This is a genomic window from Pseudomonas sp. H3(2019), assembly GCF_007713465.1.
Classification (GTDB): domain Bacteria; phylum Pseudomonadota; class Gammaproteobacteria; order Pseudomonadales; family Pseudomonadaceae; genus Aquipseudomonas.
In genome coordinates, this window is sequence record NZ_VMSG01000041.1 from 17137 (window position 1) to 30550 (window position 13414).

At 59.4% G+C, this 13414-nt stretch carries 12 protein-coding genes and 1 tRNA gene; 6 read left to right on the forward strand and 7 right to left on the reverse strand.

The features are described 5' to 3' along the window. Window positions 1-6 precede the first annotated feature (6 nt). Together FPT12_RS27155 and FPT12_RS27160 are read right to left on the reverse strand one after the other, a co-directional pair. A complete protein-coding gene (locus FPT12_RS27155) occupies window positions 7-714 on the reverse strand; it encodes an NUDIX hydrolase (protein ID WP_145022590.1) in 708 nt (235 codons plus the stop codon). A 1-nt stretch (window position 715) separates the two neighbouring features. Then, window positions 716-1261 carry an adenylyltransferase/cytidyltransferase family protein gene (locus FPT12_RS27160; RefSeq protein ID WP_145022594.1) on the reverse strand — a complete coding sequence of 182 codons (546 nt, stop codon included), beginning with the start codon at window positions 1259-1261 and terminating at the stop codon, window positions 716-718. Between the two features lie 190 nt (window positions 1262-1451). Between FPT12_RS27160 and FPT12_RS27165 the strand changes: the two genes are divergently transcribed. From FPT12_RS27165 to nadE, 3 genes are read left to right on the forward strand one after another with little or no spacing between them, the layout of a single operon-like run. After that, on the forward strand, window positions 1452-2099 hold the full coding sequence (locus FPT12_RS27165; RefSeq protein ID WP_145022597.1) for an isochorismatase family protein: 648 nt from the start codon (window positions 1452-1454) through the stop codon (window positions 2097-2099). A gap of 10 nt (window positions 2100-2109) precedes the next feature. Further along, entirely contained in the window at window positions 2110-3339 is a 1230-nt protein-coding gene (gene pncB / locus FPT12_RS27170) for a nicotinate phosphoribosyltransferase (RefSeq protein ID WP_145022600.1), read from the forward strand. 1 nt (window position 3340) lies between these two features. Continuing rightward, a complete protein-coding gene (gene nadE / locus FPT12_RS27175; protein ID WP_145022603.1) occupies window positions 3341-4171 on the forward strand; it encodes an ammonia-dependent NAD(+) synthetase in 831 nt (276 codons plus the stop codon). A gap of 97 nt (window positions 4172-4268) precedes the next feature. Here the strand turns inward: nadE and FPT12_RS27180 are convergent. Then, window positions 4269-4344: transfer RNA gene (locus FPT12_RS27180), tRNA-Asn, on the reverse strand. 253 nt (window positions 4345-4597) lie between these two features. Here FPT12_RS27180 and FPT12_RS27185 point away from each other — a divergent pair. Continuing rightward, window positions 4598-4831: a hypothetical protein gene (locus FPT12_RS27185; protein WP_019692692.1), complete on the forward strand. Its 234-nt coding sequence runs from the start codon at window positions 4598-4600 to the stop codon at window positions 4829-4831. A gap of 6 nt (window positions 4832-4837) precedes the next feature. On the opposite strand, the gene FPT12_RS27190 is transcribed toward FPT12_RS27185, so the two are convergent. Together FPT12_RS27190 and FPT12_RS27195 are read right to left on the reverse strand one after the other, a co-directional pair. Continuing rightward, the gene (locus tag FPT12_RS27190) at window positions 4838-5041 is read right to left on the reverse strand and encodes a hypothetical protein (protein ID WP_145022606.1); all 204 of its coding nucleotides are present in this window, start codon (window positions 5039-5041) and stop codon (window positions 4838-4840) included. A 134-nt stretch (window positions 5042-5175) separates the two neighbouring features. Next, entirely contained in the window at window positions 5176-6372 is a 1197-nt protein-coding gene (locus FPT12_RS27195) for an amino acid aminotransferase (RefSeq protein WP_145022609.1), read from the reverse strand. A gap of 349 nt (window positions 6373-6721) precedes the next feature. Between FPT12_RS27195 and uvrB the strand changes: the two genes are divergently transcribed. Then, complete coding sequence (uvrB, locus tag FPT12_RS27200; RefSeq protein WP_145022612.1) at window positions 6722-8737, forward strand: excinuclease ABC subunit UvrB; 2016 nt, start codon at window positions 6722-6724, stop codon at window positions 8735-8737. Between the two features lie 132 nt (window positions 8738-8869). Here the strand turns inward: uvrB and FPT12_RS27205 are convergent, their stop codons facing one another. Both FPT12_RS27205 and FPT12_RS27210 read right to left on the reverse strand, forming a co-directional pair. Continuing rightward, on the reverse strand, window positions 8870-10360 hold the full coding sequence (locus tag FPT12_RS27205; RefSeq protein WP_178098927.1) for an MDR family MFS transporter: 1491 nt from the start codon (window positions 10358-10360) through the stop codon (window positions 8870-8872). 49 nt (window positions 10361-10409) lie between these two features. Continuing rightward, window positions 10410-11456 (reverse strand): HlyD family secretion protein, encoded by a 1047-nt coding sequence (locus FPT12_RS27210; protein ID WP_145022618.1) that lies wholly within the window; start codon window positions 11454-11456, stop codon window positions 10410-10412. A 231-nt stretch (window positions 11457-11687) separates the two neighbouring features. On the opposite strand from FPT12_RS27210, the gene gltX reads away from it, so the two are divergent. After that, window positions 11688-13169: a glutamate--tRNA ligase gene (gltX, locus tag FPT12_RS27215; protein ID WP_123425716.1), complete on the forward strand. Its 1482-nt coding sequence runs from the start codon at window positions 11688-11690 to the stop codon at window positions 13167-13169. Window positions 13170-13414 lie beyond the last annotated feature (245 nt).

Consider the following 13414-nt stretch of genomic DNA (forward strand, 5'->3'; position numbering starts at 1 on the left):
GCGGTATTACTCCAGAAAGCAGCGATCGAAAAGGTAGAGGTTGGCGGGTTTGAGGTTTTCCACCGTAGCTTGCGGGCGGCCGCCGTCGCCGCTCTTTTTGCGCCCGGTCTCTTGCAGGTAGCCGGCCTCGATCATCTTCAGCAGGCGCTGGCGGATGCTGGTCTTGAGCACCGGTCGTTCAAGCACCAGGGAGAAAATAATCACTGCTTCAGGCGCGCTGAACTCGTTGCCGAGGAACATCAGCGGCAGGCTGCTGTATAGCGACTTGGAGAACAGGCGCTCCTGCACCGAAGTCACCAGGCTGTTGTGATCGAAGGGCAGTCTGGTCGAGGCTTCGGCCACGTCCTTGAGCGGGAAAAATCTTTGGTGTTCGGCCGGCTGGACCGCCTCGCTGACGATGGCGAGGTAGAAGGTCGACGACGACCAGCAGCGCGGATCGCGGAACGCGTCACCGACGGTGCCGACCTGCTCGATCCAGGCCAGCGGCATGCCGACTTTTTTCGAGGCGCGCAGGCGCTCCACGGCGTCGTTCAGTGTAAGGTCTTCGACCCCGCCATTGACCACGATCCCGGGCAACGCCCAATGGCCGGCGAACGGTTCGGTTTCGCGTCGGTTCAGGAGGATTTCCAGCGCCTGGGTTTCCCGGCAGTAGCGCAGCACACAAAGGTCGATGGTATGCAGGTAGGCGCTTGGATGGGGGGTGCGGTCTGGCATGTCAGCTTCCGTGGGCAGCGTAGAGGTCATAGTTTACCGGATCCATGCCGGGTGCCATCCACTGGGTGGGCAGCGACTCGCCCAAGGCCAGCCGTTCGCGCAGTACCGTGCTGCGCACATGGATCCGTTCCTCGACGCAGATGATGGAAAAGCGCTCCAGCAACTCCGGGCCGCGATAGAAGGTTGGCAACAGGTCCGCGACATCCTGGCCGACTACCAGGGCAATCTGTTTACCGTCCATGGCCAGGCTGTCGGCGAGATGGGCGAGCAGGGTGTAGCTGTAGATCGGACCTTCGACGCCGCGCGCCACGATCTGTTCGACCCGGCTGGCACGCACTTCGGCGCAGCACTGGGGCTGTACGTGCTCGACGATCGATTCCAGCCAGTTCAGGCGCAGTTCAAAGTCCGCCATTCGTTTGCCGTAAGGATGCCTGAAGCTGGGGGCCACCAGCAGGCGTCTGGCCTGGCATGAGGCCTCGATCATCACCTGGGCGTGCCCGGCGTGAGGAGGGTTGAAGGCGCCGCCATAGAGGGCTATTTCAAACATGGCTGATCTCCTTGTTGGTACATGACGTGTACCTTATCAGTAAAATCGTTCAGACGAAACAATCGCCTAAGACCCTTGTATCAATAGTATTTACGAGGATTAATGTCCGGCATAAATATTTGTATGGTCGGGTGTTGCAATGAAAGTACATGACGTGTACCTTTTGTTCCATGCAGAGGAGAGACCCAAGATGAGCAGCCAGACCCTGAAAACCGCTTCCTTCGATGTCGATGCGCAAAAGAGCTTCACGCCGCTGTGTCCTGATGAGCTGCCCGTGATGGGTGGCGAGCAAATCGGCAGCGAACTGAACTTCATGGCCACCCTGGCCAGCCTGCGTGTCGGCAGCAAGGACGCTCATACGGCTCAGGCCCCGTGGGTGGTGGCCGAGCACTCGCAAATGTTCCAGTCGACCGGCCTCGAACACGCCGATATCACCTGGGTCAGCCACTGTGTTCCCGGCACCGAAGGCTTCACCCTGCTGGACGAACTGCCGACCCCATACGACTACGACTACTTCGTCTGGAAGGGTATCGAGCCGGACCTGCACCCGTACGGCGCCTGCTACCACGACCTGCACGGCAAGCTGTCCACCGGCGTGATCGAGTACCTGAACAGCCAGGGTGTGAAGCAGGTCATCGTCGGCGGTCTGGCGCTGGATTTCTGCGTCAAGACCACCGCTCTGCAACTGGCCGCCGCCGGCTTCAAGGTGATCATCCACTTGCCAGCCTGCCGGGCCATCAGTGAAGAGGGCGCCACTCAAGCCATTCAAGACATGCAACAAGCGGGGATCTCGGTTACCGCGACCCGCGAAGAAACCGCCAGTCTGGCAAGCGCATAAGGAAGAGAACATGGAAAGTGCATTCGATAGCAGCAACGGCGTCATCCAGAGTCTTCTGGATACCGACTACTACACCTTCACCATGATGCAGGCGGTGCTGCACCAGCACCCGAACGTCGAGGTGGAATACCAGTTCATCGTGCGCTCGAAAGAGCGGCTCGGGCACCTGATCCCGGACATTCGTAATGAGCTGGAGAAGCTCGCCGGCCTGCAGTTGCGCGAGGGTGAGCAGCGGTTTCTGTTCAACAAGCGTTTCCGTGAATACCTGACACCGGACTTTGAACAGTTCCTCGGTCTGTTTCGCTTCAACCTGCGCTACATCCACGTGTCGGAAGTCGACGGCCAACTGCACATCCGCGTCCGTGGTCCGATGTTGCACTGCATCATGTTCGAGCAGCCGGTGCTGGCGATGGTCAGTGAACTGCGCAACCGCGAGAAGTACCCGGAAGTCGAGCTGGCCGACGTTACCCGCAAGCTGTACCAGAAGTTCGAATGGCTGGAAAAAAACGCCAGCCGCGAAGAGCTCGCCGAGTTTCGGGTTTCGGACTTCTCCACCCGCCGGCGCCTGTCGTTCAGGGCCCAGCGCGAAGTGGTCAACGTCATGCGCAGTGACTTCCCCGGGGTGTTCGTCGGTACCAGCAACGCTCACCTGGCCTACGAATTCGACTTGCCGCTGATCGGCACCATGGCTCACCAATGGCTGATGGTCCACCAGCAACTCGGGCGGTTGCGCGAGAGCCAGAACGCCGCGTTGGAAAACTGGGTGCGCGAGTACCGTGGCAGGCTGGGGATCGCGCTCACCGACTGCATCAGCACCGACTTCTTTCTCAAGGATTTCGACCTGTACTTCGCCAAGCTCTATGACGGCCTGCGTCAGGATTCCGGTGACCCGATCGTCTGGGCCGACAAGGTGCTGGGGCGTTACAAGGAGCTGGGCATCGATCCAAGAACCAAGGACCTGATGTTCTCCGACGGTCTCAATTTCGAGAAGTGCCTGCCGATCCTGCGCCACGTGCGTGGCAAGGCCAGATTCGGTTTCGGCATGGGCACCAGCCTGGCCTGCGATGTCGAGGGCGTCGAGCCGCTGAGCATCGTCATGAAGCTGGTACGGGTGCATGGCGAGCCGGTGGTGAAGTTCTCCGACGACCCGATCAAGAACGTCTGTGAAGATGTCTCGTTCCTGCGGTACGCGGCCCAGGTATTCAATGTCAGCCTGATCAATCCACAACTGGGAGCCTGATATGACTATGCAACAGCAAGCGCGCATCGCCCGGGAACTGGGCATCGACCGGCAACTCGCCCAGGGCGGCGAGGCCACTGAAATCGTCCGTCGTGTCGATTTCATCAAACAGGTGCTGCGCGAGTCGGGTTGCAAGGCCCTGGTGCTCGGTATCAGCGGTGGCGTCGACTCCTTGACCGCCGGCCGCCTGTGCCAGTTGGCGGTGGAACAGCTGCGCGCCGAGGATCATGAGGCGCGCTTTATCGCCGTGCGCCTGCCGTACAAGACCCAGGCCGATGAGCGCGACGCCCAGGCCTCCCTGGATTTCATCCAGCCGGACCTGATCACCACTAGCAACATCGCCGACTGTGTTGACGGCCTGATGGCCAATATCGCCATCGACGGTTTGCAGCCTTCAGCCGAACTCATCGACTTTGCCAAAGGTAACGTCAAGGCCCGGGCGCGGATGCTGGCGCAATACGCGATCGCCAACTTTTGCAGCGGGTTAGTGGTCGGCACCGATCATGGTGCGGAAGCGCTGATGGGTTTCTTCACCAAATTCGGCGACGGCGCCTGCGACCTGGCGCCGCTGTCCGGGTTGATCAAAAGCCAGGTGCGGTTGCTGGCCGACGCCCTGGGCGCGCCGACACATCTGGTGCGCAAGGCGCCGACCGCAGACCTGGAAGACCTGGCACCGGGCAAGTTGGATGAAGCGGCATATGGTTGCAGTTACGAGGAAATCGATGCGTATCTGATGGGTGAAGCGGTGTCGCAGCAGGCGCAGCAGATCATCGAAAGTGCCTACATCAAAACCGCTCACAAACGCGAATTGCCTCGTGTCCCCCGGCCATAGACGTTGAAGCTGCCGCAGGCTGCGGTCTTTTGATTTTCCATCAGCCACAAAAAAGCCCCTGAATCTTTCGATTCAGGGGCTTTTCGATATTGCTGTCTGGCTCCACGACCTGGACTCGAACCAGGGACCCAGTGATTAACAGTCACTTGCTCTACCAACTGAGCTATCGCGGAATGCGCCGTATGTTACTGATTAAAAAGGACAAGTCAAGCATCAATTGCTTGAATGGCAGATTTTCAGGTGGACGGTGATGATTCTGCAGGCGAGGAGGGCGTTGTCAGCCATTGGCGGTTACCAGAATCGTGACAGAGGTCTACCATGGCCCCCCGGAAGTGGTTTCACGCGCTACCGGCCCTCAGCCGAAAAGGTACGCGTCATGACTCACCAACCACTGCTCACATCGTCAATGCTGCGCGAGGTGTTCGTATGAGCATTGCTCAGATCAGCCTGCCGAAAGGTGTCGGGCCGCATGCCGAGAAGCTCTTCGATGCAATCACTCAGGCGAGCACCGCTGATGAGCTGAATCGCGCTGGCGGCAAGGCTGAAGGATTTGTGCTGGGGCTGGAAAGCACCAAAGCGATCAAAAGCCAGGTCGCTGAATCGCTGTATGTGGCTTATGACGACGCCGCCAGTCAGCGTTCAACCGAACTGGCGGGCTGATCGACCTTAACCGCCGAAGGTGAAGGTGCCGAGCAAGAGCTTTGCATACAGCGACGTGGCGGCCAGTTGCACCAGCCACAGGGCCAGGCCGCCAAGAAATACGCCCAAGGCAACCTGCCACACCAGCCCGCTGCTGCGTTTGCTCTGGGGGCGCGGCACGAAGTGATCCAGGTCTTCATCGCGGTCAGCGCGTAAATCATCGTTTTTCATGTCGGTTCTCTGAAGTATCGGAAATACGCAGTACGTGTGCAGTCTAGAGTGCTCGTTCGCAGTGTTGATAATTATCTGCTCGCCAACGAAAAGGGGAAGCCAGACGGCTTCCCCTTTTCTGTTGCGCGTGTGGTTTAGATCACCTGAGCGATGGCCTTGGTCACCACGTCGATGTTGCTCTGGTTCAGTGTGGCAACGCAGATGCGGCCGGTGTCCAGGGCGTAAATGCCGAACTCGTTGCGCAGACGGGTGACTTGCTCAACTGTCAGGCCGGAGTACGAGAACATGCCGCGTTGACGACCGACGAAGCTGAAGTCCTGGTGAGGCGCGTTTTTCGCCAGCAAATCGACCATCTGCTGGCGCATGCCGCGAATGCGCAGACGCATTTCGGCCAGTTCCTGTTCCCATTGGGCGCGCAGTTCAGGGCTGTTCAGTACGGCCGCAACGATCGCTGCGCCGTGGGTCGGCGGGTTGGAGTAGTTGGTGCGGATCACGCGTTTGACTTGCGACAGCACGCGAGCGCTTTCTTCTTTCGATTCGCTGACGATCGACAGCGCGCCAACACGTTCACCGTACAGCGAGAACGATTTGGAGAACGAGCTGGAAACGAAGAAGTTCAGGCCCGACTCGGCGAACAGGCGCACGGCAGCGGCGTCTTCGTCGATGCCGTCGCCAAAGCCCTGATAGGCCATGTCGAGGAACGGCACGTGGTTTTTCGCCTTGATCACGTCCAGCACGTTGTTCCAGTCTGCCGGGCTCAGGTCGACGCCAGTCGGGTTGTGGCAGCAGGCGTGCAGCACAACGATGGAGCCGGCTGGCAGGGCGTTCAGGTCTTCCAGCAGGCCGGCGCGGTTCACGTCGTGAGTCGCGGCGTCGTAGTAGCGATAGTTCTGCACCGGGAAACCGGCGGTTTCGAACAGTGCACGGTGGTTTTCCCAGCTTGGGTCGCTGATGGCAACGACGGCGTTCGGCAGCAGTTGCTTGAGGAAGTCAGCGCCGATTTTCAGTGCGCCGGTACCGCCGACGGACTGAGTGGTGACAACCCGGCCAGCGGCGAGCAGTGACGAGTCTTTGCCGAACAGCAGCTTTTGCACGGCCTGGTCGTAGGCGGCAATACCGTCAATCGGCAAGTAGCCACGGGAAGCATGTTGAGCAGCGCGAATCGTCTCGGCTTCGACAACGGCTCGCAGGAGTGGAATTTGCCCCTCCTCGTTGCAGTAAACACCGACTCCCAGGTTGACCTTATTGGTACGGGCGTCAGCGTTGAATGCTTCGTTGAGGCCCAGGATTGGATCGCGTGGTGCCATTTCGACAGCGGAGAAGAGGCTCATTATTGCGGCAGCTCTGAATGAAATGTGGAGGGACGTGTGGCGCTCCAGCCGAATGCACTAGAGCGGTGCACAAACGGGGAGCTAGTATAGAGGCCTATACCGGGCGCGGCGACAGGCGTTTCCGCTTTTCGGGCAGGTTTTTTCGGATTATTTTTTGCTCGTTAGCCTTATTGTCATGTCAATGGCTTAGGGGCATGTAGGACGTTTGCCTTGAAACTAGAGGTATTCGGCACCACATCAACGGTTATCATGATTTTTCCCTGCGACATTCGTCGTGAGCGACCTTCACCGTTCTGGCGCGCCCGCCAGCGCCGGAGTGCGTCGCTCCTTGGAAACCAATAGGTACGATATGTCTGAATTCCAGCTAGTCACCCGCTTCGAGCCCGCCGGCGATCAGCCGGAAGCCATCCGTTTGATGGTCGAGGGCATCGAGGCCGGGCTGGCGCACCAGACGTTGCTTGGTGTGACCGGTTCGGGCAAGACCTTCAGTATCGCCAACGTAATCGCCCAGGTGCAGCGACCGACGCTGGTGCTGGCGCCGAACAAGACGCTGGCGGCGCAACTGTACGGCGAGTTCAAGGCGTTCTTCCCGAACAACGCGGTGGAGTACTTCGTTTCCTACTACGACTACTACCAGCCCGAAGCCTACGTGCCGTCGTCGGACACCTTCATTGAGAAAGACGCCTCGATCAACGACCACATCGAGCAGATGCGATTGTCGGCGACCAAAGCGCTGCTGGAGCGCAAGGACGCGATCATTGTCACCACAGTGTCGTGCATCTACGGTCTGGGCAGCCCGGAAACCTATCTGAAAATGGTGCTGCACGTCGATCGTGGCGACAAGCTCGATCAGCGCGCCTTGCTGCGCCGTTTGGCTGACCTGCAATACACCCGTAACGACATGGATTTTGCCCGCGCGACCTTCCGCGTGCGTGGTGACGTGATTGATATCCACCCGGCGGAATCCGATTTTGAAGCGATCCGTATTGAGCTCTTCGATGATGAGGTGGAGAAGATTTCTGCTTTCGATCCGCTCACCGGCGAAGTGATTCGCCAGCTGCCTCGTTTCACCTTCTATCCGAAAAGCCACTATGTAACGCCGCGAGAAACCCTGCTGGGAGCCATCGAAGGGATCAAGGTCGAGCTGCAGGAGCGCCTGGAATACCTGCGCTCCAACAACAAGCTGGTGGAAGCCCAACGTCTGGAGCAGCGCACCCGTTTTGACCTCGAGATGATCCTGGAGCTGGGTTACTGCAACGGTATCGAAAACTACTCGCGCTACCTCTCGGGCCGCGAGTCCGGTGAGCCGCCTCCCACCTTGTTTGACTATCTGCCCGCCGATGCCTTGCTGGTGATCGACGAATCCCACGTCAGCGTGCCGCAGGTCGGCGCGATGTATAAGGGTGACCGTTCGCGTAAAGAGACATTGGTCGAATACGGTTTCCGGCTGCCGTCGGCACTGGACAACCGGCCGATGCGTTTTGACGAGTGGGAAAGCATCAGTCCGCAGACGATTTTCGTCTCGGCGACACCGGGCAACTACGAGGCGGAGCACGCCGGTCGAGTGATTGAGCAGCTGGTGCGGCCGACCGGTCTGGTCGATCCGCAAATCGAGATTCGTCCAGCGCTGACTCAGGTCGACGACTTGCTCTCGGAAATCACCAAGCGTGTGGCGCTGGAGGAGCGGGTGTTGGTCACCACGCTGACCAAGCGCATGTCCGAAGACTTGACCGACTACCTTGCCGACCACGGTGTGCGCGTGCGTTATCTGCACTCGGACATCGATACGGTAGAGCGGGTCGAGATCATCCGCGATTTGCGTCTGGGCACCTTCGATGTACTGGTGGGGATCAACCTGCTGCGTGAAGGCCTGGACATGCCGGAAGTGTCGCTGGTGGCGATTCTCGATGCCGACAAGGAGGGCTTCCTGCGTTCCGAGCGTTCGCTGATCCAGACCATCGGTCGCGCGGCGCGGAACCTCAATGGCCGGGCGATTCTCTATGCCGACCGGATCACCGGGTCGATGGAGCGGGCGATTGGCGAGACCGAGCGTCGTCGCGACAAGCAAATCGCTTTCAACCTGGCCAATGGCATTACCCCGAAAGGTGTATTCAAGGACGTTGCCGACATCATGGAAGGCGCCACCGTGCCCGGTTCGCGCAGCAAGAAGCGCAAAGGCATGGCCAAGGCTGCCGAGGAAAGTGCCCGATACGAAAACGAGTTGCGCTCGCCGAGCGAAATCTCCAAGCGCATTCGTCAGATGGAAGAGAAGATGTACCAGCTCGCTCGCGACCTGGAGTTCGAAGCCGCCGCACAGACGCGCGACGAAATTGCCAAGATGCGCGAGCGGTTGTTGACCGTCTGAGTTTTGTAGTGGCTGGACTTGATCGTTCCCACGGTCTGCGTGGGAATGCCGCCCCGGACGCTCCGCGTCCGCTGTGACGCAGAGCGTCACTGGATGCATTACCACGCGGAGCGTGGGAACGATCAGCTGCGACTAGTGGGCTTCTCCAGCCTTCAACCCAGGCGGCAATGCCTTGGTCAGCAGGATCGCCAGCATACTCACCCCCAGCGCAATCCCGACAAAGTGAAACGCATCGTTGTAGGCCATGATCAAAGCTTGCTGATGGGTGATCTCGCTGAGCTTGCCCAGCGCGGCCATTTCGCTGCCAAACCGATCGGTCATGCTCGCCATGCGCTCGGCCACCTGCGGGTTGGTTGGCACGATCGACTCGCGTAAATAGTCGAAGTAAGTCTTGGTTCGGGCATCCAGCAGGGTGGCGAGCAGGGCGATGCCAATCGCGCCGCCGAGGTTGCGCAGAATGTTGAACAGGCTCGAAGCGGAGCCTGCATCCTGCGGCAGGATGTAGGCGGTGGCGATCAGCGAAATGGTCACCATGATCAGCGGCTGGCCCAGCGCGCGGACGAGCTGGATCTGATTGAACTGCGGTCCGGCGAAGTCGGGGTTGAGCGCGCCCGACAGAATGCTCGCCAAGCCAAACAGGCCAAAGCCGAGCGTGCACAGCCACTTCGGCGAAACGAACTTCATCAGTTTCGGCACCAGCGGAATCAGGAACAGCTGCGGCACGCCCATCCACATGATCACTTCGCCGATCTGCAAGGCGTTGTAGTTCTGGATCTGCGCCAGGTACAGCGGCAGCAGATAAATCGAGCCGTACAGCCCTACGCCCATGCCCAGGCTGGAAATGCTCGATAAGCCAAAGTTGCGGTTGCGCAAGATGCCCAGATTGATCAGCGGATTGGGTTTGGACACTTGCACGATCACAAAGGTGATCAGGCTCAGCAGGGCGATGCAACCCAGCGTCACGATCAGGTTCGACTCCAGCCAGTCCTTGCGATGGCCTTCCTCAAGAAACACCTGCAAACACCCCAGGCCAACGCCCAGCGTGAGAATGCCCATGTAGTCGGTGCTTTTGAGCAATTCCCAGTGGGCTTCTTTCTTCTCCAGGCCATACATGAGGCCGGCGATCATGATCAGCCCCGGCGGGATGTTGATGTAGAAGATGTACTTCCAGCCCCAGTTTTCCGTCAGCCAGCCGCCGAGGGTCGGGCCGATGGAGGGCGCGAAGGTCGCGGTCATGGCGAACATCGCCATGCCTTTGGCGCGATGGTGTTCGGGGAGTTTGATCAACGTCAGGGTGAAGGCCAGCGGGATCAGTGCGCCGCCGGTGAAGCCCTGCAAGGCGCGGAACACGATCATGCTCTCCAGGCTCCAGGCCATCGAGCAGAGCAGGGAGGCGGCCAGAAAACCCAGCGAAACCCACACCGCCAGGCGTCGTGCCGAGAGCAGTTGCACCAGCCACGCGGTGAGCGGAATCATGATGATTTCCGCCACCAGGTACGAGGTGGAAATCCACGAGCCTTCTTCCAGTGTCGCTGACAGCGCGCCCTGAATGTCCTTGAGCGAGGCGTTGGTGATCTGGATGTCGAGCACCGCCATGAAGGCGCCGAGCATCACGCTCATCACTGCAATCCAGTCCCGTCGGGTCGGTTCGCCGACCGGGCGGATCAGTTGATCACTGGCCATCGCCAGGGTCTTTGATGTTGACTTTGACGGTGACCGACATGCCCGGGCGGATCTTGCCGTGCAGCGGGTTGTCGGCGGCAAAGGTCAGTTTTACCGGAATTCGTTGCACGACTTTGGTGAAGTTGCCGGTGGCATTGTCAGGTGGCAGCAGGCTGAACTGCGCGCCGGAGGCGGCGAACAGGCTGTCGACCCGGGCTTCGATCGGTGTGTCACTGTAGGCATCGAAGGTCAATTCGGCTTTCTGGCCGGGCTGCATGTGGCCAATCTGGGTTTCCTTGAAATTGGCCTGAATCCAGATGTCCTGGTCCGGGACGATCGACAGCAGGTAAGCGCCAGCCTGTATGTATTGGCCATTGCGGGCGGCACGTTGGCCGATCAGGCCGCTGATCGGTGCGTGGATTTCGCTGCGAGTCAGGTTCAGTTGGGCCTGCGCCAGATCGGCTTTGGCGTTGGCGATCTGGGCGTCCAGGCGTTTGATCTCGGCCGTCAAGGCGTTGACCTGTTGACGCTGGCCCTGGGCGTCAGCCTGGGCCTTGGCGACTTGCGAGCGAGCGATGCGGTTGTCGGCGGAGAGGGTGGTCACCCGTTCTTCCGAGACATAACCCGGTTTGCGCAGGGTTTGCGCGCGGGACAAATCGATTTGCGAGCGGCTGAGGGTGGCCTGGCTGGCACTGACCTGAGCTTCGCTGGCGGCGATCAGGCTGGCTTGTTGGATCAGTTTGCTCTGGGCTTGCAGGCGCTCGGCTTCGCGGGTGGCGAGGGTCGCGTTGGCGCGGTCGACGGCGAGATGAAAGTCATCGCCTTCGAGTTTGATCAGTAGTTGGCCTTTTTCGACGTGCTGGTTGTCCTGTACCAGCACTTCCTCAATGCGCGCGCCCAACTGGCTGGAGACACGGGTGATTTCACCCTGGACATAAGCGTTATCGGTGCTTTCGTAAAACCGTCCCTTGAAGAACCATTGAGCGAAGAAGCCCCCGGCAACCAGCAGGACGATCAGCAGGAAAGTAAACAGGCGACGCTTGAGTTGGGCAGGCATGAGCAGACTGTAGTCGAGAAAGTGTAAGGAGATTTATCAGTACTCGAATCTGTCATATAGCCGATAAGCGGTAAATGCCACTTATTGATAATCAGCCATTGAACGGTGCCAGAGCCTTTTGTAGCCCCAACGTTGGCTTAAATGCCCTGCTCACTGGAGCCGGGCGGGCAACGCCTGTTACCATTCGCCCTTTGTTTCATCTCCGCTTTTTATATTCTTTCGAGACATGCCATGACCACCGTCCGCACTCGCATCGCGCCATCGCCTACCGGCGATCCCCATGTCGGCACCGCTTACATCGCTTTGTTCAACTACTGCTTTGCCAAGCAGCATGGCGGTGAGTTCATCCTGCGGATTGAAGACACCGACCAATTGCGTTCGACCCGCGAGTCCGAACAGCAGATTTTCGATGCCTTGCGCTGGTTGGGCATCAACTGGAGCGAAGGCCCGGATGTGGGCGGCCCGCACGGTCCGTATCGCCAGAGCGAACGTGGCGACATCTACCAGAAGTACTGCCAGCAGCTGGTCGATCTGGGTCACGCGTTCCCGTGCTTCTGCACTAGCGAGGAGCTGGACCAGATGCGCGCCGAACAAATGGCCCGCGGCGAAACCCCGCGTTACGACGGCCGTGCGCTGTTGCTCTCCAAGGAAGAAGTCGCGCGCCGTCTGGCCGCTGGCGAGCCGCACGTTATCCGCATGAAGGTGCCGACCGAAGGCGTCTGCGTGGTGCCGGACATGTTGCGTGGCGACGTCGAAATCCCGTGGGATCGCATGGACATGCAAGTGTTGATGAAGACCGACGGCCTGCCGACCTACTTCCTCGCCAACGTGGTCGACGACCACCTGATGGGCATCACCCACGTATTGCGCGGCGAAGAGTGGCTGCCATCGGCGCCGAAGCTGATCCTGCTTTACGAGTACTTCGGCTGGGAACAACCAGAGCTGTGCTACATGCCGCTGCTGCGTAACCCGGACAAGAGCAAGCTGTCCAAGCGCAAGAACCCGACCTCGGTCACGTTCTACGAGCGCATGGGCTTCATGCCGGAAGCGATGCTCAACTACCTCGGTCGCATGGGCTGGTCGATGCCGGACGAGCGCGAGAAGTTCTCGCTGCAAGAGATGGTCGACAACTTCGACCTCAAGCGCGTTTCCCTGGGTGGGCCGATTTTCGACATCGAGAAGCTGTCGTGGCTCAACGGCCAATGGCTGCGTGATCTGCCGGTGGAAGAGTTTGCCAGTCGCGTGCAGACCTGGGCGCTGAACCCTGAATACATGATGAAGATCGCACCGCACGTGCAGGGGCGGGTTGAAACCTTCAGTCAGATCGCACCGTTGGCCGGATTTTTCTTCGCCGGTGGCGTGACCCCGGATGCCAAGCTGTTCGAATCCAAGAAACTCTCGGGCGATCAGGTTCGCCAGTTGATGCAGTTGATCCTGTGGAAGCTCGAAAGCCTGCGTCAGTGGGAGAAGGACAGCATCACGGCAACCATTCAGGCGGTGGTCGAATCCCTGGAGCTGAAGCTGCGTGATGCCATGCCGCTGATGTTCGCGGCAATCACTGGCCAGGCCAGCTCGGTGTCGGTGCTGGATGCGATGGAAATCCTCGGCCCGGACCTGACGCGTTTCCGTCTGCGCCAGGCTATCGACTTGCTCGGTGGCGTGTCGAAGAAAGAAAACAAAGAGTGGGAAAAGCTCCTGGGTGCTATCGCCTGAGGTGTTTGACCCCGTGCAGGAGCCGCCGGAGGCTGCGATCTTTTGATCCTGCTCTTCGGCAACACCCCCATTTTTCGGGGGGGAGGGCGGTAAGTGATTGTTATGGCGGCAAAAAATTTTGAAAATTGTTAAAAATAAGTTTGACAGCTTTCCGATGCGCCATTAAGATTCGCCCCGTCCTCAGCGATGAGGGGCTATAGCTCAGCTGGGAGAGCGCTTGCATGGCATGCAAGAGGTCGACGGTT